This is a genomic window from Leucobacter weissii (assembly GCF_017565745.1).
GTDB classification, from domain to species: Bacteria; Actinomycetota; Actinomycetes; order Actinomycetales; family Microbacteriaceae; genus Leucobacter; species Leucobacter weissii.
Genome location: NZ_JAGDYM010000014.1, coordinates 21,697 through 45,180, shown reverse-complemented (window position 1 = coordinate 45,180; position 23,484 = coordinate 21,697). Strand labels below are relative to the sequence as shown.

Below are 23,484 nucleotides of genomic sequence, written 5' to 3'. Positions count from 1 at the left end.
TGCGTTACTTGCGGATGGTCAGGACGCCGACCGGCAGCGGCGTGCCGCGTCCCTGCGCGACCGCCCGGTCGTAGAGCAGCTCGGCGAGCACGATGTCCTGGAAGCCGCTGCCCGTGGACTTGTAGACGGCGATGCCGTGCTCGGGCCGCGCCGCGCGACCGCCGAGGAGGTCGTGCAGCGAGACGGTGATGGCGTCGGGATCGAAGCCGGCGCCTCGGGCGGCGATCAGGTCGCCGCTGTCGTGCAGCACCTCGGCCGGCGCGTCGGCGACCACGAGGGCCGCGCGGCCGATGATGGCGGGATCGAGCTCGCGCTGGGAGCGCGTCGTCGATCCCACCGAGACGACGGTCGCGTCGTCCGACACCCAGTCCGAGCGCACGGTGGGCGTCTCGTCGCGCGAGCGCGCGGCGCACAGCACGAGCCCCGCGCCGCGCACCGCCGCCTCCGGGTCGCCGACGGCGGTGACGGGGAGGTCGAGCTCGGCCGACAGCTCGGTCGCGAAGCGCTCCCGGTTGGCCGCGGTGGGACTCGTGACCCGCACCTCGGCGAGATCGGCGACCCGCGACGCGGCGCGCAGCTGCGCGCGCGCTTCGAACCCGGAACCGACGACGGCCGCGACGACCGGGCGCGGCGGCAGCAGGGCGGTCAGCGCGGCCGCGGCGGTGGCCGCGGTGCGCAGGCCGGTGATCCGGTTGCCGTCGACGAGGGCCGCGAGACGCGAGTCCCGCTGATCGAAGAGGGTGATGAGGTAGCTCGCGAGCCCGTTGCGCATCGACGCCGCGATCGTCTTCGAGCCGGCGAACTTCGCACCGGGAGGAGCGGAGGGCATCACCCGCTGCCAGCCTCCCGCGGTCGCGGCCACGGCGCGCTCCGGAGTGGCCGCCGCATCGTCGGGGCGGCGGTACGCCTCCCGGAGGGCGTCGATCGCGCTCTCCCAGTCGGCGAGCGCCTCGACATCGGCGTCCGTGAGGAACAGGGTCGGCGGCTCGGCCAGGAATGCGTCGGCGGTCATCGCTTGGTCTCCATTCTCGAGTCGCGGATCACGTCCGCGAGCATGCCCGTCTCGGGCGGCTGCGACGCCCCTCGGATCGCGAGGTACGATTCGAGCAGGTGCCGCCTCGTCGCCTCGCAGGCGGCCTGCGGATCCCGGCGTTCGCAGGCGTCCAGGATCTGCGCGTGAAAGGCCTCCGCGGTGGGTCGACGCATGTCGACGCGCAGCCGCATGCGATCCGCCTCGTCCTGGAGGACGCCGATGATCCGCAGCAGCGTCGGCGAATCGGCCGCGGCGTAGACGACGCCGTGGAACTCGCGATTGAGCCGGTTGAAGCCGTCGGAGCGCCGGGCCGCCTCGTCGCGGTGGGCGCGATCGTATGCGGCGAGCGCGGCGTGCAGCTCGCGCATGCGGTCGACGTCGGCCTCGGAGAGCCGCGGCACGCCGAGCAGGGTGGCGCGTCCCTCGAGATCGATGCGCAGCGCCGTCACCTCCTCGAGGCGGTTCGGATCGATGCCGGCGACCACGCTGCCCCGGTACGGCTGGCGCGTCACGAGCCCCAGCGCCTCGAGCTGGAGGATCGCTTCGCGCACCGGGGTCTGGCTCACGCCGAGCTCGGCGGCGATCTCGTTGATGTCGATCCGGCGGCCCGCGGCGAGCGCGCCGGCGACGATGCGCTCGCGGAGCACGCGGACGACCTGATCGGTCATACGGCGGGGCTGGAGCGCGGTCATGCCCCAAGGATTATCGAATATCGAATATCGAACCAGGCCGGATCCCCCATGCCAGTCATCGCCCGCGGCTATGGACGGCTCCCGCGCTTCGTCATACGCTCGCGGGGACGCGGCGTACCCTGGAGAGACCGCGGAGTATCCGAAGAAGGAGCGCACACATGGCCATCGCGACGATCAACCCGACCACCGGAGTCACGGAGCAGACCTTCGAAGCGCACACGGACGCCGAAGTCGAGGATCGGATCGCGCAGGCGCAGTCGGCCTACGAGACCCTGCGGCAGACGAGCTTCGCGCAGCGCGCCGGGTGGATGCGCCGCGCCGCCGATCTCCTCGAGGAGGAGGTCGAGCGGCTGGGGAGACTGATCACGCTCGAGATGGGGCGGCCCCTCGCGGGCGCGCGGGCCGAGGTGCTGAAGTCGGCGAAGGGCCTCCGGTTCTACGCGGATCACGCCGAGGAGTTCCTCGCGCCCGAGCCCCTGGCCGATCCGTCGGTCGTCGGCGCCTCTGCGGCGGGCACCCGCTACGCCCCGATCGGCATCGTCCTCGCGGTGATGCCCTGGAACTACCCGCTCTGGCAGGTGCTCCGCTTCGCCGGGCCCGCGCTCATGGCCGGCAACGCCGGCCTGCTCAAGCACGCCTCGAACGTCCCGCAGTCGGCGATCTACCTCGATACCCTCTTCGAGCGAGCGGGCTTCCCCGCCGGGGCGTTCCGCACGCTGCTCATCCCGGCTTCGCGGGTCGAGGGGGTGCTCCGCGACGGCCGGGTGAAGGCGGCGACGCTGACGGGATCCGAGCCCGCCGGCCGGTCCCTCGCCGCGATCGCGGGCTCCGAGGTGAAGCACGTGGTGCTCGAGCTCGGCGGATCCGACCCCTTCATCGTGATGCCGAGCGCCGACCTCGAGCGCGCCGCGACCGTGGCGGTGACGGCGCGCAACCAGAACAACGGCCAGTCGTGCATCGCCGCCAAGCGCTTCATCGTCCACGCGGACGTCTACGACGAGTTCACCCGGCTCTTCGCCGAGCAGGTCGCGGCGCTGACCGTCGGCGATCCCTTCGACGAGGGCACCGACGTCGGTCCGATCGCCACGCAGAGCGGGCGCGACGAGCTGGAGGAGCAGGTGGCCGACGCGGTCGCCAAGGGAGCGCACCTGCTCACCGGCGGCACGGTGCCCGAGCGCGACGGGTGGTTCTACGAGCCCACGGTGCTCGAGGGGGTGACCCCGGAGATGCGCCTCTACCTGGAGGAGGCCTTCGGCCCCGTCGCCGCCGTCTACCGTGCGGCGAGCCGGGAGGATGCGCTGCGCCTCGCCAACGGCACGACCTTCGGGCTGAGCTCGGCCGTGTGGACGCGGGACGAGGAGGAGCGGGAGTGGTTCATCGATCGCCTCGACGCCGGGGCGGTCTTCGTCAACGGCATGACCGCGTCGTATCCCGAGCTGCCCTTCGGCGGGGTGAAGGACTCCGGGGTCGGCCGGGAGCTGGCCGCGGCCGGTATCCGCGAGTTCTGCAATCTCAAGACCGTCTGGGAGGGCTGAGCGCGACCCCCGCCGAACCGCTCAGGCTGAGACCTCGAGGCGATCCCGGAATCGGGGACGCATATGCAGGTTGCCCGGTGCCGATAATGCGCATCTGCGTCCCCGATTCAGCGAGAGGGACGGGGAGGGGAAGGGGCCGCTGCTACGTTTCGAGGGCGGGGCCGCGATTCGCTACGGCAGCACCACGATCTTGCCCGGGGCGTGCGGGCCCTCCAGCTCGGTGAACGCGGCCGCCACCTCGTCGAGGGCGAAGGTCCGCGCGACGGGGAGACGCAATCGCCCCGCGGCGATCTCGTCGGCGAGGCGCGCGAGGTTCTGAGCGGTCCGCGCCTTGCGCTCCACGCTCCGCACGCCGAGCTCGTCGACGGCGTCGTACGCGGCGATCGCCACCATGCGGTCGGCGGGCACGCCCAGCGCCAGTCCCGCGTCGAGCGCGTCGCGGCCGTGGCAGTCGTAGACGGCGGTCGGGGTGCCGAGCGGGCGCACCCGGTCGGAGAGGCCCGCACCGTGGGCGACGGGCGCGACCCCGATGGAGCGCAGGAGGTCGTGGTTGCGCGGCGAGGCGGTGCCGACGACCCGGGCTCCGGCGGCGACCGCGAGCTGCGCCGCGACGATCCCCACCGCGCCCGCGGCACCGCCGACGAGCACCGTGTCGCCCTCGCCCACCGGCACGGTCGCCAGAACCGATACGGCGGTGAGCCCGGCGACGTTGAGGCCGCCGGCGACCGCCACGGGCAGCGCCTCGGGGCGGCGCGCGAGATCCTCCGCGCGCGCGAGCGCCCGCTGCGCGACCGAGCCGCTCGCCCGGCCGAGCACCTCGTCGCCCACGGCGACGTCGCCGCCGTCCCAGTAGCGGGCGCCATCGCCCACGGCGATCACGGTGCCCGCGACGTCGCTGCCGATCCGCCTCGGGAAGGGCGCGTCCGAGGGGATGAAGCCGCTGCGCACCTTCGCGTCGAAGGGATTGAGCCCCGCGCTCGCGACGCGCAGCAGCACCTCGCCCGCCGCAGGCGCAGGATCGTCGACCTCGGCGATCCGCAGCACCTCGGGGCCGCCGGGGATCTCGTACCGCGCGACTCGGCTCATGGCGCCCTCCTCAGTCGTAGTGCCGGGCGATCTGCTCGGGTTCGAGCTGCACCGCCCAGCCCTCGATCGTACCCGCGTTCTCGTACTCCTCGATCTGCAGGATGCGGCGGCCGTGATCGACCACGTGCTCCATCCCCGTCCGGATGAAGGCCCCGAGCGTGAGCCAGGCCTGCTCGTCCCAGGCCACGCCGGCGATCACGAGCACGTTGGCGTCGACGATGCGGCGGGCCGCGATCGCCTCGTTCGGCGAGACCGCGTGGACGGCGCGCGCGCCGTTCACCTTGTTGGCGGCGACCGCCGTGGCCGCCGGCTCGCCCGCCACGAGGACGGCGAACGCGTCGACGGCGGCGTCCTGATCCGCGACCGCGGCCGCGCCCACCCGCACGGCGAAGACGGGGTAGTCGTCGCCGGGGTCGAGCTCGTCGGCGCCGTGCCAGACGACGTCGTGCCCGGCCGCGATCGCGCGCTCCTGCAGCGTCCGCCCCAGCTCGTATCCGCCGTGATCGGCGGCGATGTGGATTCGTGTCATGATCTCAGAGCTCCCAGTGGTTGATGTTCAGGTTCTCGGGATCGCGCGCCAGATAGCGCGCGAAGCGCCCCTCGGGATCCCGGTCCGCGATGACCCTCCGCAGGCGCTCCCAGTTCTCGGGCGCCATGAAGCGGAGCTGGCGGTTGGTCATGTCCGAGTCCCCCAGGTACTGGCCGGCGGTGACGGGCTGCGCGTGGGCCATGACCGCGTCCAGCCAGTCGCGGTTGCGCCGGTAGTCCGCCGGATCCTCGTAGACCGTGTAGCTCGCCACGTAGGCCTCCGTCTGCAGGGAGAAGGCCATGTCCGGCAGCTCGCGGCGCAGGGGCGCGTTGCTCATCCAGATCGCGAAGCCCCGCTCCGTGGGGTTCTCGGTGAACAGCGGCCGCAGCCGTTCGACGGCGAAGGCGATCCCGTCGGGCGTGGGGTCGGCGTCGATCCAGGCGTTGTCGGTGAGGTACTGCCACCCCTCCGGGTTCTGCAGCTCCTGCTGCGCGCGCTGCGCCGCCAGCGTCGACTCCGCGGCGTCCTGGACGAACACCGCCCGGTCGAGGATCGGCGAGGAGTTGAACTCGGCGAGCGAGGCCCTGGCGTGGTCGAGGTCGTCGCCGAAGGCCACACCGGTGACCAGGAACAGGCGGCGCTCCCCGCCGTCGGGCACCTGGGTGCGCGTCGAGACCGCCACGATCTCGACGTTGTCGGGGATGCGGTGGTGGGCCCCGTACAGCCAGGTCAGCGCCTCCTCGAAGTCGGCCAGCTCGTAGCCGTGCACGGTGTGCGCGAGCGCGCCGAACCCGGGTCGCGTGCGGAGGTGGAAGCGCACGACGATGCCGGGGAACGAAGGCCCCGCGCCGCGCGCCGCCCAGAAGAGGTCGCTGTTCCGCGTCTCGTCGGCCCGCACGAGCTCGCCGTCCGCGGTGACCACGTCGACGGCCACGACGCTCTCGGCCGCCCAGCCCCAGCCGCGCTGGTTCCAGCCCTGCCCGCCCTGCAGGAGGAAGCCGCCGATGCCGACGCTCGGGCAGTGGCCGCCGTTGAAGAAGCGTCCCCGCTCCTCGAGGAACGGGGAGAGCTCGTCGCCGCCCTTGGTCGCCGGCCCGGCGCTCACGATCCCGGTCGCCTCGTCGTACTCGATGCCGCGCAGCGCGCCGAGGTCGATGAGCAGGCCGCCGTCGCGCACGCTCCACACCGCCCAGGCGTGGCCGCCGGAGCGCACCGCGATCGTCCATCCGCGCTCGGCGGCGAGCCGCACGCCGCTCACGACGTCGCGCTCGTCGGCCGCCAGGAGCACGGCCTCCGGTCGGCGGTCGGGTCGGCGCCCGTTGAACACCCGGCCGAGCACGGCCTCCTCGAAGTCGGTGTCGGCCGGCGTGACGAGCCGGCCGGTGAACTCAGCTGCATCCTGGATCATCGTTGAACCTCCGCTGCGAGCCTACGCATCCGGCGCAGCGCGGGCCACGCGTGAACCGGGATACCAGTCATCGCCGCGGCGCCCCCTCGAGCCGCTCGGCGCGCGGGCGCAGGAGGAACCAGCCGGCCCACGCCACCGCGCTGCCGCCGACCACCAGCGCCGCCATCGCCGTCAGGTCGGTGCCCCCGCCGAGAGCCGAGATCGGCGACACGAGGCCCGCGACGACGAACTGGATCGCGCCCACGAGGGCGAGCACGGTGCCCGCGATGTGCCGCAGGCCCTGGACGGCGACCGACAGCGCCGGTCCGATGTAGAGGCCGCAGGCGGCGGCCAGGCAGAAGAATCCGGGGAGGATCAGCCAGGGGGAGAGCCGGCCGGTGAGACCGGCGACGGCGACGAGCGCCGCGCCGATCGAGAGCACGACGAGCCCGAACCCGACGAGGGCGTGGTCGTTCCACCGGCGCGACAGGCGGGCGGCGAGCAGCCCGACGGCCATGAGGCCGACGCCGTTGACCGCGAACGTGACGGCGTAGGCGGCGCTGCTGAAGCCGAGGCCCAGCTGCAGTACGTAGGACGACCCGGCGATGTAGGAGAAGCTCGCCGCGAACGCCGCCCACACCGAGATCGCGCCGCACCAGAAGGCCCGCGATCTCGCGGCCGCCGACACCGAGCGCGGCACCGCGGACACGCCGCCGCGCACCCGTCGGGCGGGCGGCAGCGACTCCGGCACGAAGGCGGCGAGGGCCGCGAAGATCAGAGCAGAGACCGCGGCGAGGCCGATGAAGATGCCCCGCCAGCCCCAGGGGATCATGAGGAGCACGCCCACGACCGGGGCGATCACCGGCCCGAGCGACATCAGCGTGCCGAGCAGGGCGAAGCCCCGGGTGATCTCGGTGCCCACCGCGACATCGGACACCACCGCCCGCCCCACGGTGCCGCCGGTCGAGGCGCCGAGGCCCATGAGGAAGCAGGCCGCGATGAGCAGCCACAGCTCCGGGGCGGCCGCGCAGGCCACGGAGAACAGGGTCATGGCGGCGCTGCCGACGAGCAGCGGGCGACGACGGCCGATCGCGTCGGAGAGCGGCCCGGAGAACAGCTGCCCGATCGCCAGGCCGACGGTCGTGGCCGTGAGCGAGAACTGCACCCGTTCCGAGGTCGTCGCGAACTCCTCGGCGATCGTCGGCAGCGCGGGCAGGAAGACGTCGGTCGACAGGGGTCCCAGCATCGCGAGCGCCCCGACGCTCAGCAGGATCGGGGCGGTCAGCCCGCGACCCGCCCGAGGCCCGGTGCCCTCAGCCGCGCCGGTCTCGGCCGGTGCGGCGCCATCCGATCGCGTCATCGTCCCTCCTCGGTGCCCGTTGCTCCCATACTGATGCCGCGTCCGGCCGGGCGAGTCGATAGCTGGTATCGACGAGGAGCTCTACATAACAGAATCAATATTCTGTTTCTGTTTATGTACGCAATCTCGCGAACCTCGTACACGATCGCCCGAATGCAGCTCAAGGAGGAGCCCATGCCCACCACCCTGTCCCCCAGCCCGCCCAGCACCGACCTCGACCTTTTCGCCTCGTACGACCGCGCCTCGCGGCTCGAGCAGTACCGGCAGCTGCGCGACCTGAGCGACGTCGTGCGGCTCGAACAGCACGACGTCTACGCCATCACGAGCTACGACGCGGTGCGCTCCGTCCTCGCCGATCACGAGACCTTCATCTCGGGGGAGGGCGTCGGCTTCACCCAATCGATCAACGAGATCCTCCGGGGCACCACGCTGGCGAGCGATCCCCCGGAGCACGATCTGCTACGCTCGGTCGTCGCGACCGGCCTCCAGCCCCGCGCCGTGCGCGGACGCCGCGATGAGATCGCGGAGAAGGCGCGCGGGGTCGTGACGGCCGCGCTCGTAAAGGGCGCAGACAGGGGCCGCATCGAGGGAGTCACGGACCTGGCCCAGGCCATGCCGCTCTCGGTAATCCCCGACTTCCTCGGGCTGCCGGAGCAGAACCGCGATCGTCTGTTCGAGTGGGCCCAGGGCGGCACCGACAATCTCGGGCCGACGAGCGAGCGCACGCCGCACAACAACGAGATGTCCCGCTGCATCGCCGGCTACACCTCGGACCTCGCGGCACGCCGGGATCTCGCACCGGGCAGCCTCGGCGCCTCGGTGCTCGCCGCCGCCGATGAGGGCGTCATCCCGGAGCAGAAGTGCCCCGTGCTGCTCATCGACTACATCGGCCCGTCGCTCGAGACCACGGCCACCGCGATCGGCCACCTGCTCGTGACCTTCGCGGAGCACCCCGAGCAGTGGCGCATCCTCCAAGAGGACCCGGGCCTCGTCGCGTCGGCCATCAACGAGCTCGTGCGCTACGAGAGCCCGATCCGCGGCTTCACCCGAGTTGCGGCCCGCGATGCCGAGGTAAGCGGGCTGACCATTCCGGCCGGAAGCCGGGTGTGGACGCTACTCGCTTCGGCGAACCGGGATGAGCGCAAGTGGGAGTCTCCGGACGCCTTCGACGTGCGCCGAAACCCGCTCGATCATCTCGCCTTCGGCTACGGCACCCACGGCTGCGCCGGACAGGGAGTCGCACGGCTCGAACTGCACGCGCTGTTCCATGCGCTGCTCGACTCGGTCGAGCGGATCGAGCTCATCGGAGAACCGGTGATCGCCGAGAACTCCATGCTCAACACGTGGGCCAGCATCCCGCTCCGCCTCGTCACCACCGGAGGACGCTGATGCGCATCGACGTGATCATGGAACGCTGCGAGGGCCACGGCCTGTGCGCGGAAGTCTCCCCGGAACTGTACGCGCTCGATGACGAGGGGTACGTCGTCTTCGAGCACGACGGTGCCGACGTCCCCGACGCCGACCGGGCGGCCGCTGCCGCCGGGGCCCGGGTCTGCCCCGTCGCGGCACTGCTGGTGCGGGGCGAGTGATGGGCCTTCGCCGCAACGGGCGCGTCGTCATCGTCGGCGGCGGGCCCGCGGCCGCGGCCGCGGCCGTCGCGCTCCGCGGGCACGGCCACGAGGGCACCATCGAAATGCTCTGCGCCGAGAGCACCGCACCCTATTCGCGCCCGCCGCTCTCCAAGACGCTCCTGCGCGGCGAGGTCGACGCCTCCGACCTCGCGCTCGACGTCGCGGACGCCGAGGTGCATACCAGTGCGCGCGCCGTCCGGGTCGACTTCGACGCACGGAGCGTCGAGCTGGCCCACGGCGAGCGGCGCCCCTACGACGGCCTCGTGATCGCCACCGGCACCGCCGCACGGCGACCGTCGGATCCGACGATCGAGGTGCTCCAGACCATCGAGGACGCCGTACGGATCGCCCCGCGGTTGCGCGCGGCCCGCTCGGTGCTCGTGGTGGGATCCGGGTTCCTGGCTCACGAGCTCGCCTCCGCCGCCCGCACCCAGGGTGCCGAGACATCGCTCGTCGTCAGGCCTCGAGCGCTGGCGCGCCGCATCGGGCCGATGCTAGCCGAGCTGATCGAGGCGCGTGCGGCTCAAGCGGGTGTCCGGCTCGTCGAGAGCGCCGGCGGCGACTTCCGGGACGGGGGCTTCACCACCGCGGCGGGCGAGCGGCTCGACGCCGACCTCGTGCTCGCAGCCATCGGCAGCAAGGCGAGGAGCTTCGATACGACAGGCGCGCCTGCGAGCAGGTCCGAGGCCTACGTTGTGGACCAGCACTGTCGGCTCCGGGACGGGGTGGTTGTCGCCGGCGACGCCGCCGTCGTGCGCACCCCCGACGGCCGCCTGCGGAGCGACCGCAGCTGGATGAGTGCGCTCGCACAGGGCGCAGCCGCCGCGCGCGGCCTGCTCGATGACGACGCGCCGGTGCCGGCAACGGTTTCTTACGCCTGGACCGAGGCCTACGGCTTGGAGGTGAAGATCTCGGGAACGCCCCCGATCGGCGAAAGCCCCGTCGTCCTCGACGGCGATCTCTCCGATGGCCGGGCCCTCCTGCAGTGGCCCGGCGGGGCCGCAGCGGCGGGCTATCGCATCCCCACCCCACGCCTTCGCGCGCTGGCGTCCGCGACATCTGCGACACCGGGATCGTGACGCCCTCCGCACCACCGCGTGCGAGCTCGGGATTCCGCCCCCCGCTCCAGGAACGATCCCGCCGCACCCTCGAACGCGTCCTCACCGCCGGAGCAGAGGTGTTCGCCGAGCACGGCTACGAGGGTCTCGCCATCGCGGAGGTGTGCCGGCGCTCCGGGGTCTCGGCAGGTGCGCTCTACACCCGCTTCGAGAGCAAGGAGGCGCTCGCGCGGGCCATCCACGATCACGTGCTCGAACGGCTCTCCGCCGAGGTCGCCGGACTCTACGCGCCGTCGGAGGCCTGGGGGGCCCTTCCCGCGGACGAGTTCGTCGAGCGGGCGATCCGACTGCTCGTGGGCCACTTCCAGGAGCATGCCGCGATCGTCCGCGCCATCGTGCTGCGCGCCGCGGTCGACCCGACGATGCGCGCTCGAGGCACCCGCGCAGTCGGCGCCATGGCCGATGCCTTCACGGCCCGACTGATGGACCGGGCCGGCGACTTCGCCGCCGCAGAGCCCGAGCCCACGATCAGATCGACCTTCGCGATGGCGTTCGAGGCGACCTCGTGGGACGTGACCTTCGGCTCGGAGTTCCGGGCCGAAGGCGCACTCGGACCGGATGACCTGGGCGAGCGCCTCGTCGCGATGTGCCGCCTCATGCTGCTCAGCGGATCGCTCCCGTGATTCCGCGGCGGCTCCGCGGACTGACGCAGCGGCGCGCAGCTTCGCGCCGCTCAGACGCCGCGGCTGCGCGCGAGACGGTCGAGGCTCCACTCGTAGCGCTCGAGCCAGACGAAGGCGTGCACCCAGGTCTCGACGAGGCGCACGCCGCGATGGGCCCTGATCCTCCGGACGATGTCCGTGTAGTCGGCGAGCGAGCGGGCGGCGATCGTCGCGATGAGCGCGTAGCGCCCCAGCGTGCGCGCCGCGAATTCGATGGTGGGGATGCCGAGCAGCAGCTCCTCGGCCGCGGCCGCCCCTTCCGCGTCGCCCCTGAGCACGATCCCGACGCCCGAGAGCACGGAGGTGGTCGCGCTGCGGCGGCTGCGCACGGCGCCGATGCGCATCACGCCGGATTCGAGCAGCCTCAGCACGCGCGCGCGGCACGCCGAAGCGGATCGCCCGGTGCGCTTCGCGAGCTCGCCGAAGGTGAGCCGGCCGTCGAGCTGGAGCTCGGCGATGAGCGCGATGTCGAAATCGTCGAAGGCCAGATCGCCGGCTTCGGGATCCTCTCCGAGTCGCAGCCGGCGCAGCACCCGGTCGTAGAGGGAGAACTGCGTCTCGACGACCCCCTCGATCGCCTGAATCGCGCGCACGGCGCGCGCGACGTCCTCGCGATCGGCCGCCCACACCTCCGCCACCGCCTGGTTCTGCCCGCTGATCTCGGACAGGAAGACGACGTTGGTGAACTCGCTCAGGCGCTCGAACACCGGCGAGGTCGGCCCGCTGATGCGCAGCTGCAGATTCGCCTGGATCGGCAGCCCCACCGCGCGGGGATGCACCGCGGCGAGGATCCGGATCTCGCCCGAGGCGAGCAGCTCGTGGACGCGCTGGGCGACGAGGGTGCGGTGCACCCCGAGGTCGGCGGCGAGCGCCGAGAACTGCGCCCGGCCGTCGAGCTGCAGGGCGCGGATGAGGTCCTCGTCGAAGTCGTCCATGCCCAGCATCATGCCAGAATGCCCGTGCCCGCGCATGACAAAAGATCACAGATAGGACGCTTATCGACGCATATGGGCGGCGAAATGCGACCATAAGCTAACGTTCCAGCGGAAGTATCCGATTCAGCGCTTTTTCTGCTTTTCTTCTGGGAGCAGGTGAGCGTACCCTCGTATCGATTCGAGACGAAGGAGTTCCCCGTGCGCAAGCTCGCGTTCACCCAGGCCCCCGCGCCGACCGCGCCGAAGATCGTCACCGCCGCGCGCATCCACGCCCTCGACGAGTCCGGCAGCGCCCCGGAGGCCTTCCTGGTGATCGGCGACCGGATCCGGCAGGTCGGCACGATCGACGCCTGCCGCGCCGCGGCCGCGCAGACGAGCGCGCTCGCGCCCGACGTGATCGATCTCGGGGACGCCGTGATCGTTCCCGGCTTCATCGACGCCCACGCCCACCCCCTCATGCTCGGCCAGATGATGAGCTGGGTCGACTGCGGCCCCGACCGGGCCGGCTCGATCCCCGAGATCGTCGCACTGCTGCGCGAGGCCGCGAAGACCCTGCCCGCGGGGCGCCCCGTCCGCGGCTACGGCTACGAGCAGCGCAACCTCGCCGAGCGCCGGCATCCGACGCGTCTCGAGCTCGACGAGGTCGCGACCGACCGCGAGGTCTACCTCATGAACGCGTCGGGCCACGGCGGCGTGGTCAACTCGTACACCTTCGAACAGCACGGTGTCACGAGAGACACCCCGAACCCGCGAGGCGGCGAGTTCTTCCGCGACGAGCACGGCGAACTCACCGGCGAGCTCTCCGACGCCGCCTGCAACGTCCTCACCGGCCTCGAGGGCGTGAAGATCGGTCACCACGGACCGAACTTCCACCTCGCCGACGAACCGGAGGAGCACCAGCGCCAGCTGGCCGCGGCGCAGGAGAACTTCCTCGCGGGCGGCGTCACCACGATCGGCGACGCCCAGGTCAGCCGCCGCGAGTTCGACATGTACCTCCGCCTGGCCGAGTCCGGCGCCCTCAAGGTCCGCATCAGCATGTACCTGCTCTCCCATCTCCTCGACGACGCCCTCGAGATGGGCCTCCACGGCCAGTTCGGCAACGAGCACCTCAGCTTCGCCGGTATCAAGTTCTACTCCGACGGCACCCTCGGCGGCTGGACGGCCTACTTCCCCGACGGCTACGTCGGCGATCCCTGCCGCACCGGGCAGCTGTACCACGAGCCCGGCGACTACACCGAGCTCATCAGAAAGGCCCACCGCGTCGGCCTCCAGACCGCCACCCACTCCCAATCCCCCACCGCGCTGGAGATGGTCATCGGCGCCATCGAGACCGCGCTCGCCGACCGCCCGGACCCCGACGCCCGCCACCGCATCGAGCACTGCGGCCTCCCCACCCCCGAGCAGATCGAGCGCATCGCCGCAGCCGGCATCTACCCGGTGAACCAGCCCCAGCACCACTACAACTGGGGAGAGGGCGTCCAGCACGCCATCGGCACCCCCGGCGAGCGCTTCAACCCCCTCGGCGAGTTCGAACGCGCCGGCGTCCCCGTCACGATCTCCTCCGACGCGCCCGTCGCCGACCCGCGACCGATGGAAGCGGTCCACGCCGCCGTCACCCGCACCACCCGACGGGGCGCGCGACTCGGACCCGACGACCTCGCGGTGTCGATCGACACCGCCCTGCGCGCCCACACCATCACCGCAGCGCGCGCGCTCGGACGCGAAGACGAGCTCGGCAGCATCGAACTCGGCAAACGCGCCGACTTCGCCGTACTCGACCGGGACCCCTACGACACCGAGACGGCGAGCATCTCCTCGATCCGCGTCACCTCGACCTGGGTCGGCGGCGAGCGCGTCTACGCCCTCTGACCCGACCACCCATCCGGAACCCAGCAAAGGAGCTCACATGTCCGCATCACCGGCCGCAGCGCCGAACACCCACAGAAGGGCGCTGAAGGGCGGCATGGCCGCCCTCGTCGGCACCTCCATCGAGTGGTACGACTTCTACGTCTACGCCACCGCCGCGGCGATCGTCTTCCCCCACGTCTTCTTCCCCGAGGATCTCGATCCCGCGCTCGCCACGCTGGCGTCGTTCGGCACCTATGCCGTGGCGTTCTTCATGCGCCCGCTCGGCGGCATCATCTTCGGGCACATCGGCGACAAGCTCGGCCGCAAGCCGGCGCTGACCATCACCCTGGTGCTGATGGGCGTTGCCACGACGCTCGTCGGCGTGCTCCCCGGCTACGCGGCCATCGGCATCTGGGGCCCGATCCTGCTGATCCTCTGCCGCATGGCGCAGGGCCTCGCCGTCGGCGGCGAGTGGGGCGGCGCGAGCCTCATGGCGGTCGAGAGCGCGCCGCAGAAGTGGAAGACCTTCTACGGCGGCTTCACCCAGGTCGGCAACCCCCTCGGCGCCCTCATGGCCACCGGAGCGTTCTGGGCGCTGTCCGCACTCGGGCAGGACGCCCTGCTGAGCTGGGGCTGGCGCCTGCCGTTCCTCTTCAGCATCGTGCTGATCGGCGTGGGCTTCTGGGTGCGCTACCGCGTCGAGGAGACCCCCGTGTTCGCCGAGAAGGTCGAGGGCCAGGAGCAGTCGACCCCCATCCTCTTCGCGCTGAAGAACAACTGGGGCCCGATCCTGCTCGGCTTCTGCATCATCGCGATGTCCTCCGGAGGCTACGTCATCGCGACGACCTTCGTGCAGAACTACGCCGACTCCCCCGAGATCGGCCTCGACCCGACCGTCATCCTCGGCGCGCTGACCATCGCGTCGCTCGTGGAGATGCTGGTCACGCTCCCGCTCGCCGCGCTGGGCGACAAGATCGGGCCGAAGACGGTCATGTACCTCGGCATCATCCCCTCCTTCCTCGTGATCATCCCGCTGGTGCTCTCGATCCAGGCGAAGAACGTGGCACTGATCTGGGTGTTCGTGATCCTCATCCGCGTCACGCTGAGCGGCGCGTGGGCACCGCTCTCCACCCTCATGGCGCAGATGTTCCGGCCGCAGTCGCGCTACACCTCGATGTCCCTCTCCTACGGCATCGGAGCTGCGGTCTGGGGCGGGCTCTCGCCGGCGATCGCCTCGCTGCTGCTCGTGCTGACCGACGGCAACTTCTGGTCCGTCGTGGCCTTCTTCGGCCTGCTGACGGTGGTCGCCTGGATCGGCGTGCGCTTCGCCCCGCAGCACTCCGACGCGGCCCCGGTGACCGGCTCGTTCACGGCGCGGCTCGACACGACCGCGATCGACCAGCCGGGCACGTAGCACCCCGGTGCTCCGCGGGCGTCGACGCCCGCGGAGCACCGGAACCGACCACGCGGTGCGGCACCGCAGAACCAAGACGTGAGGAACCATGGAAACCGTACGCCAGCGCACCACCGGCTGGGTGATCATCGAGACCCTGCACCACTACGGCATCGACACCGTGTTCGGGATCCCGGGCACCCACAACCTCGAGTTCTACCGACCGCTGGACGCACTGGGCATCCGCGCGGTCACCTCGCGCCACGAGCAGGGGGCCGGGTACGCGGCCGACGGCTGGTCGCTGCAGACGGGGAAACCCGGCGTGGTCATCACGACGAGCGGCCCCGGTCTGCTGAACGCGCTCTCGGCGGCCGGAACCGCCTACTGCGAGTCCCGCCCGATGATCCTCCTCTCCCCCGGACCGGCGAGGGGCGCGGAGTTCGCCGACGTCGGCACGCTGCACGAGACGAAGGATCAGCTGGGCGCCGCCTCCGCCATCGTGGAGTGGGGGCGCCGCGTGCGGACCGCCGAGGAGGCCGTCGAGGCGGTGCACGACGCGTTCGAGCTCTTCGCGACGACGCGGCCGCGACCGGTCTACATCGAGGTGCCCCTCGACCTGCTCGAGGAGACCGCCGAGGTCGCTGACGGGGCCCTCCGGGCTCGCGCATTCGCCCCCGCCGCGCGCCCCGATCCCGCCGCCGTCGCCGAGGCGGCCGCGCTGCTCGCCTCCGCGCAGGATCCGGTCGTCCTCGCGGGCGGCGGATCCCGCGCCGCCGCCGCGGAGCTGCGCGCGCTCGCCGAACGGCTCGGCGCGCCGGTCGTCACCACCGGCAACGCGAAGGGCGTGCTCGACGAGCACCACCCGCTCGCCCTCGGCGCGAACCTGCGCCTGCCGGCCGCCCGGAACCGGGCCCGCGACGCCGACGTGCTGCTCGTCGTCGGCTCGAAGCTCGGCGAGGCCGAGCTCTGGGTGGAGCGCCTGGAGGCGCGGGGCTCGGTGATCCGCATCGACCTGCTGGCCTCCCAGATCGACAAGAACCAGCCGGCGCGGATCGGGCTCGTGGGCGACGCGAGGGTCGCGCTGGCGGCGATCCTCGACGAGCTCGCTGCGCTCGGCAGCGCATCCCCGCGCGACGGGGCGCCCGGGGCGGCGCGGACGCGCGCCGCCGCGCGCGCCGAGTGCGCCGAGCTGTCACCCGAGAACACCGCGCTCGCGGAGGTCATCGCGGCGGCGCTGCCCGAGCGCGCGATCGTGTCGACGGACTCCTCGCAGATCGCCTACTGGGGCCTGCTCAACGTGCTGCGCGTGTCCGAGCCCAACTCCACCCCGTACATGACCACCTACGCGACGCTCGGCTACGGCCTGCCGGCCGCGCTCGGCTCGCGGATCGCGCGCCCGGACCGCCCGTCGTTCGTGGTGATCGGCGACGGCGCGCTCATGTTCTCGATGAACGAGTTCATCACGGTGGTGGAGCAGCGCGAGGACGTCACCGTCATCGTGGTCGACAACGGCGGATACGCCGAGATCAAGCAGAACGAGGCCGACGCGGGCATCGCGCCGATCGGCGTCGACCTCGTGCAGCCGGACTGGCCGGCCGTCGCCACGGCGTTCGGCGGTACCGGCCGCCGGGCCGGCGCCCCCGGCGAGCTGGCCGCCGCCGTCGACGCCGCCCTCCGCGAGGGCGGACTGCAGCTGATCCACATCGACCAGGCGGGATTCGAGCTGCCGGAAGGAGGCGCGACCGCATGACCGCCGACACCACGCGACCGATCGCGGTCTACACCGACGTCGACGACACCGATCCGGCGATCGGGATCCGCCTGCTCGAGGAGCACGGCTTCGAGGTGCGCGTGCTCGGCAGCCGCGACGCCGGCGAGATCATCGCCGGCGCCCGCGACGCCGTCGCGCTGCTGCCCGGCTATTCGCCGGTCACCCGGGAGATCATCGAGGCGCTGCCGCGGCTTCGCATCGTGTCGCTCATGTCGATGGGATTCGACTACGTCGACGTCGCGGCCGCGACCGAGCACGGGGTCTGGGTGACCAACGTCCCCGGCGCCGCCACCGAGGAGGTCGCCACGCACGCGCTCGCGCTCCTGCTCAGCAGCGCGCGCCAGCTGCCCTTCTACACGGCGTCGGCCAATCCCGAGGAGTGGAACGACCGCGCGCCCTCGCCGCCGCCGCGCCTGAGCGAGACGACGCTCGGCATCGTCGGCCTCGGCAGGATCGGGCGCGAGCTGGCCCGGCTCGCGGGCCCCCTCTTCGGCTCGATCGTGGGCTACGACCCGCTGCTGCCGGACACCCCCGAGGTCCGCGCCGACCTCGCGTCGCTCGGGATCTCCCGCACGAGCCTGGAGGAGGTGCGCCGCACCGCGAACGCGCTCTCCCTGCACCTGCCGCTCACCCCGGAGACCACCGGGATGATCGACGGCGACTTCCTCTCGGAGATGCCGCGAGGCGCGGTCCTCGTGAACGTGTCGCGCGGCGGCCTCGTCGACGAAGCCGCCCTCGCCGCAGCGCTCGACGCGGGACGGCTCTCCGGCGCGGCGCTCGACGTGCTCTCCCAGGAGCCTCCGGCGCCCGGCCATCCGCTCCTCGACCGCGACGACGTGGTGCTCACCCCGCACATCGCCTATTTCTCGGCGCGCACCGAGATCGAATACGTGCGGATCCAGGCGCAGAACGCCGTCGCGCTGCACGAGACGGGCCTCCCCGATTCGCCGGTGAACCGCCCGGGCGGGTGAGCGCCCGCCTCGCTGCGGACCCGCGCCCGGACGCCCGTCAGACCGGCGGCGCGACGAACAGCCCCGTGTCGATGTCGTTGAACGACTCCCGGGCGACCAGTTCGCTCATCTCCGCGGCGGTGCCCCACTGATCCTGCGTCGACAGCTCGCTGATGTCGTGCCGGGACGGGTGCCAGGTGTCCTCGTCGAGCACCGCGAGCTCCGTCGTGTACTCGATCGTGTTCCCCGCCGGGTCGAGGAAGTAGGCGAAGGTGTTGTCGCCGGCGTTGTGCCGCCCCGGGCCCCAGACCATGCGCGCGCCGGCGCGCAGGATCTTGCCCGCGCCGCGCATCCACTCCTCGATGCTGCGCATCTCGAACGACATGTGGTGCATCGAGTGGTGCGGTCCCTGGGCCACCGCGATCGAGTGATGGTTCTCGTTGCAGCGGAGGAAGTGCATCATGTCGGTGCCGTCGGGCCGCACCAGCGAATCGGAGATCGCGAAGTCGAGGTGGTCGATGTACCACTGCACGGTCTCGTTGAGGTTGGCCGAGTTGTAGACGAAGTGCGACAGCTTCACCGGGATCGGCTCGCGCTCCCGGATCTTGCGCGACTGACGCAGTTCGTATCCGGTGGAGAACTCGAGGGTGCGACCGTCGCCGTCGAACACGCGGAAGCCGTAGCCGCCGCCGTACTGCGTCAGCTCCCGCGGCTCGTGGACGAACCGCACGTCCTCCGCCCGGAGCTTCTCGGCGAGCCGCGCCACATCCTCGCGGCTCCGCACCCCGAAGCCCACCAGGTCGACCCGCTTCTCGTCCCGGCGCAGCCGCAGGATGTAGGGCTCGGGCGACCCCTCCGCCGCGAGATACGACAGCCCCTCCTCGCCGTGCGCCTCCGAGAGCCCCCAGTGCGTGACGAAGAAATCGCGCTCCTCCTCGAAATTCGGTACGGCGAGCGCGGCGTAGCGCAGGTGGGAGACCAGCCTGTCAGTCATCATCGACCCTTCCTCGAAGTGAAAACGGACGCGCAGCGGGCGCGACACTCCGAGCGTACGTCGGGCTCGGGCGGGTGACCATCGGGTGAAGCGAATACCATACATCGCATGGCTATCGGTGACCCGGATCTGAACCTCCTCGTCGCGCTGCGCGCCCTGCTCGAAGAGGCGAACGTCACGCGCGCCGGAGAGCGCATCGGCATGGGCCAGTCCACCATGTCGTCGGCCCTCGCGCGGCTGCGGACGGTGTTCCAGGACGAGCTGCTCGTGCGCATCGGGCGGGACTACGAGCTGACGCCGCTCGCGCATCAGCTCCTGCCGCAGGTCCAGCTCACGCTTCCGCTCGTGGCCCAGGCCCTCGGGCAGAAGGAGCCGTTCCAGCCGGAGCTGACCCAGCGCCGATTCGGGATCCAGCTCACCGACTACGCCGCGATCGAGCTGCGACCGGTCTTCGGCATCGTGGTCGCCGCGGGCGACGGACTGGCCTTCGACCTGCGGCGCCTCCCCACCGAGCCCACGGCGGCCGGAAGGGATCTGCTCTCGAACGACTTCATCGTCACGGTGCCGGGCATCGGCATCGAGGCGCCGAGCTTCGAACTCTTCCGGGACGAGTACGTGGTGGTCGCCGACCGGGACAATCCGCTCGTCGCGGACGGGAGCATCACCCTCGAGGACTTCCTCGCCAGCCCGCACATCCGCTGCGATTTCGGTCGCGCGCATCTGACTCCCGCCGAGCGCCGGATGCGCGAGCTGGATCTGCGGCCCGAGGTACGGGTCGCGACGTCGACGCTGCTCTCGATCCCGCCCATCGTCATCGGCACCGACCTCATCGGGGTCGTGCCGCGCCGACTCGTCGAGCGCAGCGGCACGACGACCGTCGCGGTGCCGACGCCCTTCCCGACCGTCGAGCTCGTGGAGCGCCTGTGGTGGCACCCGGCGCACGGACACGATCCCGCGCACGCCTGGTTCCGCGACACGATCGCGGCGGTGGTCGGCTCCGGCGCGCTGGGGACCGCACCGTAGACCGGGGCGGTCGCCCGCGGGGCCCCGGCACCACGGGCGGGCCGATAGCTGGCATCGGCGCCCGCGGGTGGCGGTCACCGCCCGGTCACCCCTAACGTCGACACAGGATGTGAGGGCGAAGGCATCGCCCCGAGGATGTGACGGCGCGTCCGTGAGGAGAGTGACGAAGATGTCAGTCGGCAAGGTGCTGATCGTCGGTGGGGGATTCACCGGCCTGACCGCGGCGATAGCGCTCGCGAAGAAGGGGATCGTCTCGACGCTCATCGAGCGCGCTCCCGCCTGGGCACGGGTCGGTCACGGCCTGACGATCCAGGGCAATGCGCTCCGGGTGTTCCGGGAGCTCGGCGTGGTGGACGAGGTGCTCGCGAAGGGGTTCCCCGAGGAGCGGGGCGTCACGCTGGTCTTCGCCGACGGCCGGGTGATGACCCATCTCGACACCCCCCGCACGGGCGGGCCGGACCTCCCACCGACGATCGGCGCCCTCCGGCCCGACATCCACGAGATCCTGCTGCGGCGCGCGGAATCGCTGGGGGTCGAGATCCGGCTGGGCACGCAGCTCGACTCCTTCGAGAACCACGACGGCTTCGCGACGGCGACGCTCTCGGACGGCACGACCGAGTCGTGGGACCTGATCATCGTCGCCGAGGGCATCAAGTCGCAGACCCGGCCGAAGCTCGGGATCACCGAGGATCGCGCGCCCAGCGGTCTCGGCATCTGGCGAGCCGTCACCGAGCGGCGGCCCGACATGCTCGGCGCCATCGCCTTCCCCGATGGCACGGGCGGGCCGGGCGGCGCGTTCAAGGTCGGCTACACCCCCGTCAGCGACACGCAGTGCTACGTGTTCGTGCTCTGCGACCCGGTTCGGCCCGCCAACGGTCTGAGCGACTGGCAGGAAGTGCGGCGCCTCATGGCGGACTTCCACGGCGAGTTCGACTTCCTGCGCGAGACGATCGACGAATCGACGTTCCTCAACTTCCAGGAGATCGAGTGGATCTTCGTCGAGGGCCCCTGGCACACGGGCCGGGTGCTCGCCCTCGGCGAGGCCGTGCACGCGGTGCCGCCGCTGATCGCGCAGGGAGCCGCGCAGTGCGTGGAGGACTCCCTGCTCCTCGCCGAGTACCTCACCGCCGAGGGCGAGCTCGAGGAGCAGCTCACCGCCTTCCACGCGCGCCGGGTGCCCAGGGTCAAGGGCGTCGTCGACGCGTCGCTCCAGTTGGCGCACTGGGAGCAGCACCCCGGCAGCCCCGATGCCGACCCGGGAAGGGTCATGGCCGAGGCCCTCGTCGCACTGGTGCCGGAGCCGTGAGCGGCTTCCGCGCGCCGCGGCGGATCGTGACGGGACACGATGCCGACGGAGCCTCGATCGTCGTGAGCGACGGTCCGGTGCCCGTGACGAAGGAGCTCCCGGAGGACGGCGTCGCGTTCCACGAGGTGTGGCGCACGGAGCCCTCCCCCGCGCAGATCCACGCGGGACCGGAGGATCCGACGATCGGCGACGTCACCGTGCCGCCGCCGCCGCGGGGCACGCGGATCCGGATCAACGAGTTCCTGCCCGGTCACCTCGACGAGCGGGGCCTGCAGTCGCCGGTGCACCGCACGGAGTCCATCGACTACGGGATCGTGCTCGAGGGCCGGATCACCCTGATCCTCGACGACAGCGAGGTCACCGCCGAGGCGGGCGACATCGTCGTGCAGCGCGGCACCGATCATGCGTGGGCGAACCGCGGCGACAGCATCGCGCGCGTCGCCTTCGTGCTCGTGGACGGCGAGTTCCAGGCCGATCTGCTCGACGCGCTCCCGTCCGATGTGCGCGAGCGCCTGATGCGCCACGGGCCGCGCGACTAGGAGGACGGATGCACATCGATCATGTGGGGCTGTCGGTCGGCGACCTCGACGCGCAGCTGGCGTGGTATCGGCACGCCTTCGGCTTCCCCCTGGCGAAGCCGTTCGAGGTCGCCGAGCTCGGGCTGCGCGGGGCGTTCCTGCTCGGCCCCGACGGGGTCGCCGTCGAGTTCCTCGAACGGGCCGGATCCGCGCACCGCGCACCCGCCCGCTCCGCTCCCGACGAGCTGCTGGCGCAGGGCTGGGGGCACCTCTGCTTCCGGGTCGACGACATCGAGGCCGTCTTCGCCGCCCTCGTCGCCGCCGGCGCCGGCGTCGTGAGCCCGCCGTCGCCGTCGCCCGAGCCGGGCGTGCGCTTCGCCTACGTCACCGACCCCGAGGGCAACTTCATCGAGCTGGTGGACCGCGACCGGGCGGTGGGGGGATGAGCCCGATCCTGCCGGGCCTCTCCGGCGAACTGTTCGTCGTCACGGGCGCCGCGGGCGGCCAGGGCGCCGAGGAGTCGCTCCTCCTGGCCCGCAACGGCGCGCGGGTCGTCGCCGTCGACGTCGCCGAAGAGGCGCCCGAGCTGCTGGCCGCCGCCGCGGGGCTTCCCGGCGCGGTCGAGTACCGTCGCCTCGACGTCACCGACGAGGCCGGCTGGGCGTCGCTCGCCGCGGCGCTCTCCGGAACCCCGGTGAAGGGCCTCGTCAACAACGCCGGGGTGACGCACCGCGTGCGCATCGGCGCGGTCGAGCGCGAGGACTGGGATCGCGTGCTCGCGATCAACGTGACCGGCGCGATGCTCGGCATCCAGGCGCTGCTGCCCGCGATGGGCGCGGGATCCTCGATCGTCAACATCGGCTCCGCGGCCGGCGTCACCGGCCACTACACGGCCGCCTACACCACCAGCAAGTGGGCGATCCGGGGGCTCAGCCACTCCGCCGCCACCGAGCTGGGGCCGCGCGGCATCCGGGTGAACCTGGTGCATCCCGGCTACATCCACACCGACATGACGGCGAGCGCGCCGCCCGCCTTCCTGGAGGCGAACCTGGCGGTCTCGCCCCTGCACCGGGGCGGACGCCCGGAGGAGGTCGCGAGCGTCGTCGTGTTCCTGCTGTCGGACGCCGCCTCGTACGTCACCGGCGCCGAGGTCGGCGTCGACGGGGGCCAGCTGCTCTCCGGAGTCGCGACGTACCTCTCCGACGCCGTGCGGGACGCCACGACCGCAACGGGATAGCCGCACCAGCGCCCGGCACCGCACACGAGACCCGAGGAGACGCAGATGGACCAGCAGAGATTCGACGACTACATCGCACGATTCAACCGGAAGGACGCGACCGCGTTCGACGACTACCTGGCCGACGACCTGCACATGCAGAACGGCACCCTCGAGTACACGGGAGTGCAGGGCATGAAGGATCACTACGCCAAGATCTGGTCGACGTTCACGGAGGAGCTCGCGCCGAGCGACTTCGTCGGCTCCGAGACGAACGCGGCGATCCGCATGGTGACGTACTTCACCGCCGAGCGCGACGACGAGGAGTCGACGTTCGGGCCGGTCGTCGCGGGCGATCGCTTCGAGTTCCGGGGCGTGATCTCCTACCGGCTCGACGAGGCGGGCAGGTTCGCCGACATCCTCGTCGCCTACAACTCGTTCACCGCCATCCGCCGCGACGGGACCGTCGCCGAGCTCGGCATCCCGCACTGATCCGC

The 23,484-nt window shown here is 71.9% G+C and carries 23 protein-coding genes; 15 read left to right on the top strand and 8 right to left on the bottom strand.

Annotation, left to right across the window (positions count from 1 at the left end; genetic code table 11):
* Window positions 1–4: 4 nt before the first annotated feature.
* Together J4H92_RS12145 and J4H92_RS12140 are read right to left on the bottom strand one after the other, a co-directional pair.
* Window positions 5–1,012 (bottom strand): ornithine cyclodeaminase family protein, encoded by a 1,008-nt coding sequence (locus J4H92_RS12145; protein ID WP_208098465.1) that lies wholly within the window; start codon window positions 1,010–1,012, stop codon window positions 5–7.
* Window positions 1,009–1,725, bottom strand: a complete 717-nt coding sequence (locus J4H92_RS12140) for a GntR family transcriptional regulator (protein ID WP_208098464.1) — start codon at window positions 1,723–1,725, stop codon at window positions 1,009–1,011. The genes J4H92_RS12145 and J4H92_RS12140 overlap by 4 nt, the downstream gene beginning before the upstream one ends.
* A gap of 158 nt (window positions 1,726–1,883) precedes the next feature.
* Between J4H92_RS12140 and J4H92_RS12135 the strand changes: the two genes are divergently transcribed.
* A complete protein-coding gene (locus J4H92_RS12135) occupies window positions 1,884–3,260 on the top strand; it encodes an NADP-dependent succinic semialdehyde dehydrogenase (protein ID WP_208098463.1) in 1,377 nt (458 codons plus the stop codon).
* A gap of 171 nt (window positions 3,261–3,431) precedes the next feature.
* Here J4H92_RS12135 and J4H92_RS12130 read toward each other — a convergent pair whose 3' ends face one another.
* From J4H92_RS12130 to J4H92_RS12115, 4 genes are all read right to left on the bottom strand, one after another.
* A complete protein-coding gene (locus J4H92_RS12130) occupies window positions 3,432–4,346 on the bottom strand; it encodes an NADP-dependent oxidoreductase (RefSeq protein ID WP_208098462.1) in 915 nt (304 codons plus the stop codon).
* A gap of 10 nt (window positions 4,347–4,356) precedes the next feature.
* Window positions 4,357–4,875, bottom strand: a complete 519-nt coding sequence (locus J4H92_RS12125; protein ID WP_208098461.1) for an RpiB/LacA/LacB family sugar-phosphate isomerase — start codon at window positions 4,873–4,875, stop codon at window positions 4,357–4,359.
* Between the two features lie 4 nt (window positions 4,876–4,879).
* Window positions 4,880–6,283, bottom strand: coding sequence for an FAD-binding oxidoreductase (locus J4H92_RS12120; RefSeq protein WP_208098460.1), 1,404 nt, complete (start codon window positions 6,281–6,283; stop codon window positions 4,880–4,882).
* A gap of 67 nt (window positions 6,284–6,350) precedes the next feature.
* The gene (locus J4H92_RS12115; protein ID WP_208098459.1) at window positions 6,351–7,622 is read right to left on the bottom strand and encodes a multidrug effflux MFS transporter; all 1,272 of its coding nucleotides are present in this window, start codon (window positions 7,620–7,622) and stop codon (window positions 6,351–6,353) included.
* A 174-nt stretch (window positions 7,623–7,796) separates the two neighbouring features.
* On the opposite strand from J4H92_RS12115, the gene J4H92_RS12110 reads away from it, so the two are divergent.
* The 4 genes from J4H92_RS12110 to J4H92_RS12095 are packed head-to-tail and all read left to right on the top strand — an operon-like array spanning window position 7,797 to window position 10,994.
* Window positions 7,797–9,011, top strand: coding sequence for a cytochrome P450 (locus J4H92_RS12110; RefSeq protein ID WP_208098458.1), 1,215 nt, complete (start codon window positions 7,797–7,799; stop codon window positions 9,009–9,011).
* Entirely contained in the window at window positions 9,011–9,211 is a 201-nt protein-coding gene (locus J4H92_RS12105) for a ferredoxin (protein WP_208098457.1), read from the top strand. Before J4H92_RS12110 ends, J4H92_RS12105 begins: the two co-directional genes overlap by 1 nt.
* The gene (locus tag J4H92_RS12100; protein ID WP_208098456.1) at window positions 9,211–10,332 is read left to right on the top strand and encodes an FAD-dependent oxidoreductase; all 1,122 of its coding nucleotides are present in this window, start codon (window positions 9,211–9,213) and stop codon (window positions 10,330–10,332) included. The genes J4H92_RS12105 and J4H92_RS12100 overlap by 1 nt, the downstream gene beginning before the upstream one ends.
* Entirely contained in the window at window positions 10,329–10,994 is a 666-nt protein-coding gene (locus tag J4H92_RS12095) for a TetR family transcriptional regulator (protein WP_208098455.1), read from the top strand. The genes J4H92_RS12100 and J4H92_RS12095 overlap by 4 nt, the downstream gene beginning before the upstream one ends.
* 50 nt (window positions 10,995–11,044) lie before the next feature.
* On the opposite strand, the gene J4H92_RS12090 is transcribed toward J4H92_RS12095, so the two are convergent.
* Window positions 11,045–11,968: an Lrp/AsnC family transcriptional regulator gene (locus J4H92_RS12090; RefSeq protein WP_208098454.1), complete on the bottom strand. Its 924-nt coding sequence runs from the start codon at window positions 11,966–11,968 to the stop codon at window positions 11,045–11,047.
* 198 nt (window positions 11,969–12,166) lie between these two features.
* Between J4H92_RS12090 and J4H92_RS12085 the strand changes: the two genes are divergently transcribed.
* The 4 genes from J4H92_RS12085 to J4H92_RS12070 all read left to right on the top strand — a co-directional run bounded on the left by J4H92_RS12085 (window position 12,167) and on the right by J4H92_RS12070 (window position 17,951).
* Complete coding sequence (locus J4H92_RS12085; RefSeq protein WP_208098453.1) at window positions 12,167–13,837, top strand: amidohydrolase family protein; 1,671 nt, start codon at window positions 12,167–12,169, stop codon at window positions 13,835–13,837.
* A 37-nt stretch (window positions 13,838–13,874) separates the two neighbouring features.
* Entirely contained in the window at window positions 13,875–15,230 is a 1,356-nt protein-coding gene (locus tag J4H92_RS12080) for an MFS transporter (protein ID WP_208098452.1), read from the top strand.
* Between the two features lie 88 nt (window positions 15,231–15,318).
* On the top strand, window positions 15,319–16,959 hold the full coding sequence (locus J4H92_RS12075; protein ID WP_208098451.1) for a thiamine pyrophosphate-binding protein: 1,641 nt from the start codon (window positions 15,319–15,321) through the stop codon (window positions 16,957–16,959).
* Window positions 16,956–17,951, top strand: a complete 996-nt coding sequence (locus tag J4H92_RS12070) for a C-terminal binding protein (RefSeq protein ID WP_208098450.1) — start codon at window positions 16,956–16,958, stop codon at window positions 17,949–17,951. Before J4H92_RS12075 ends, J4H92_RS12070 begins: the two co-directional genes overlap by 4 nt.
* Before the next feature lie 37 nt (window positions 17,952–17,988).
* Here the strand turns inward: J4H92_RS12070 and J4H92_RS12065 are convergent, their stop codons facing one another.
* Window positions 17,989–18,927, bottom strand: a complete 939-nt coding sequence (locus J4H92_RS12065; RefSeq protein WP_208098449.1) for a VOC family protein — start codon at window positions 18,925–18,927, stop codon at window positions 17,989–17,991.
* 105 nt (window positions 18,928–19,032) lie between these two features.
* Here J4H92_RS12065 and J4H92_RS12060 point away from each other — a divergent pair, with 105 nt between their 5' ends.
* From J4H92_RS12060 to J4H92_RS12035, 6 genes are all read left to right on the top strand, one after another.
* On the top strand, window positions 19,033–19,947 hold the full coding sequence (locus tag J4H92_RS12060; protein WP_208098448.1) for a LysR family transcriptional regulator: 915 nt from the start codon (window positions 19,033–19,035) through the stop codon (window positions 19,945–19,947).
* Between the two features lie 169 nt (window positions 19,948–20,116).
* Window positions 20,117–21,253, top strand: coding sequence for an FAD-dependent monooxygenase (locus J4H92_RS12055; protein WP_208098447.1), 1,137 nt, complete (start codon window positions 20,117–20,119; stop codon window positions 21,251–21,253).
* Window positions 21,254–21,279: 26 nt separating this feature from the next.
* The gene (locus J4H92_RS15785; protein WP_208098446.1) at window positions 21,280–21,792 is read left to right on the top strand and encodes a cupin domain-containing protein; all 513 of its coding nucleotides are present in this window, start codon (window positions 21,280–21,282) and stop codon (window positions 21,790–21,792) included.
* Window positions 21,793–21,800: 8 nt separating this feature from the next.
* On the top strand, window positions 21,801–22,217 hold the full coding sequence (locus J4H92_RS12045; RefSeq protein WP_208098445.1) for a VOC family protein: 417 nt from the start codon (window positions 21,801–21,803) through the stop codon (window positions 22,215–22,217).
* Window positions 22,214–23,008: an SDR family NAD(P)-dependent oxidoreductase gene (locus tag J4H92_RS12040; protein ID WP_208098444.1), complete on the top strand. Its 795-nt coding sequence runs from the start codon at window positions 22,214–22,216 to the stop codon at window positions 23,006–23,008. Before J4H92_RS12045 ends, J4H92_RS12040 begins: the two co-directional genes overlap by 4 nt.
* A 45-nt stretch (window positions 23,009–23,053) precedes the next feature.
* Entirely contained in the window at window positions 23,054–23,479 is a 426-nt protein-coding gene (locus J4H92_RS12035; protein WP_208098443.1) for a nuclear transport factor 2 family protein, read from the top strand.
* Window positions 23,480–23,484 lie beyond the last annotated feature (5 nt).

Coding starts and splice junctions, on each gene's coding strand:
- J4H92_RS12080 (WP_208098452.1), top strand. CDS start 13,875: ATGTCCGCATCACCGGCCGCAGCGCCGAACACCCACAGAAGGGCGCTG.
- J4H92_RS12100 (WP_208098456.1), top strand. CDS start 9,211: ATGGGCCTTCGCCGCAACGGGCGCGTCGTCATCGTCGGCGGCGGGCCC.
- J4H92_RS12125 (WP_208098461.1), bottom strand. CDS start 4,875: ATGACACGAATCCACATCGCCGCCGATCACGGCGGATACGAGCTGGGG.
- J4H92_RS12145 (WP_208098465.1), bottom strand. CDS start 1,012: ATGACCGCCGACGCATTCCTGGCCGAGCCGCCGACCCTGTTCCTCACG.
- J4H92_RS12045 (WP_208098445.1), top strand. CDS start 21,801: ATGCACATCGATCATGTGGGGCTGTCGGTCGGCGACCTCGACGCGCAG.
- J4H92_RS12070 (WP_208098450.1), top strand. CDS start 16,956: ATGACCGCCGACACCACGCGACCGATCGCGGTCTACACCGACGTCGAC.
- J4H92_RS12120 (WP_208098460.1), bottom strand. CDS start 6,283: ATGATCCAGGATGCAGCTGAGTTCACCGGCCGGCTCGTCACGCCGGCC.
- J4H92_RS12060 (WP_208098448.1), top strand. CDS start 19,033: ATGGCTATCGGTGACCCGGATCTGAACCTCCTCGTCGCGCTGCGCGCC.
- J4H92_RS12115 (WP_208098459.1), bottom strand. CDS start 7,622: ATGACGCGATCGGATGGCGCCGCACCGGCCGAGACCGGCGCGGCTGAG.
- J4H92_RS12055 (WP_208098447.1), top strand. CDS start 20,117: ATGTCAGTCGGCAAGGTGCTGATCGTCGGTGGGGGATTCACCGGCCTG.
- J4H92_RS12075 (WP_208098451.1), top strand. CDS start 15,319: ATGGAAACCGTACGCCAGCGCACCACCGGCTGGGTGATCATCGAGACC.
- J4H92_RS12035 (WP_208098443.1), top strand. CDS start 23,054: ATGGACCAGCAGAGATTCGACGACTACATCGCACGATTCAACCGGAAG.
- J4H92_RS12140 (WP_208098464.1), bottom strand. CDS start 1,725: ATGACCGCGCTCCAGCCCCGCCGTATGACCGATCAGGTCGTCCGCGTG.
- J4H92_RS12130 (WP_208098462.1), bottom strand. CDS start 4,346: ATGAGCCGAGTCGCGCGGTACGAGATCCCCGGCGGCCCCGAGGTGCTG.
- J4H92_RS12135 (WP_208098463.1), top strand. CDS start 1,884: ATGGCCATCGCGACGATCAACCCGACCACCGGAGTCACGGAGCAGACC.
- J4H92_RS12040 (WP_208098444.1), top strand. CDS start 22,214: ATGAGCCCGATCCTGCCGGGCCTCTCCGGCGAACTGTTCGTCGTCACG.
- J4H92_RS12110 (WP_208098458.1), top strand. CDS start 7,797: ATGCCCACCACCCTGTCCCCCAGCCCGCCCAGCACCGACCTCGACCTT.
- J4H92_RS12065 (WP_208098449.1), bottom strand. CDS start 18,927: ATGATGACTGACAGGCTGGTCTCCCACCTGCGCTACGCCGCGCTCGCC.
- J4H92_RS12090 (WP_208098454.1), bottom strand. CDS start 11,968: ATGGACGACTTCGACGAGGACCTCATCCGCGCCCTGCAGCTCGACGGC.
- J4H92_RS12105 (WP_208098457.1), top strand. CDS start 9,011: ATGCGCATCGACGTGATCATGGAACGCTGCGAGGGCCACGGCCTGTGC.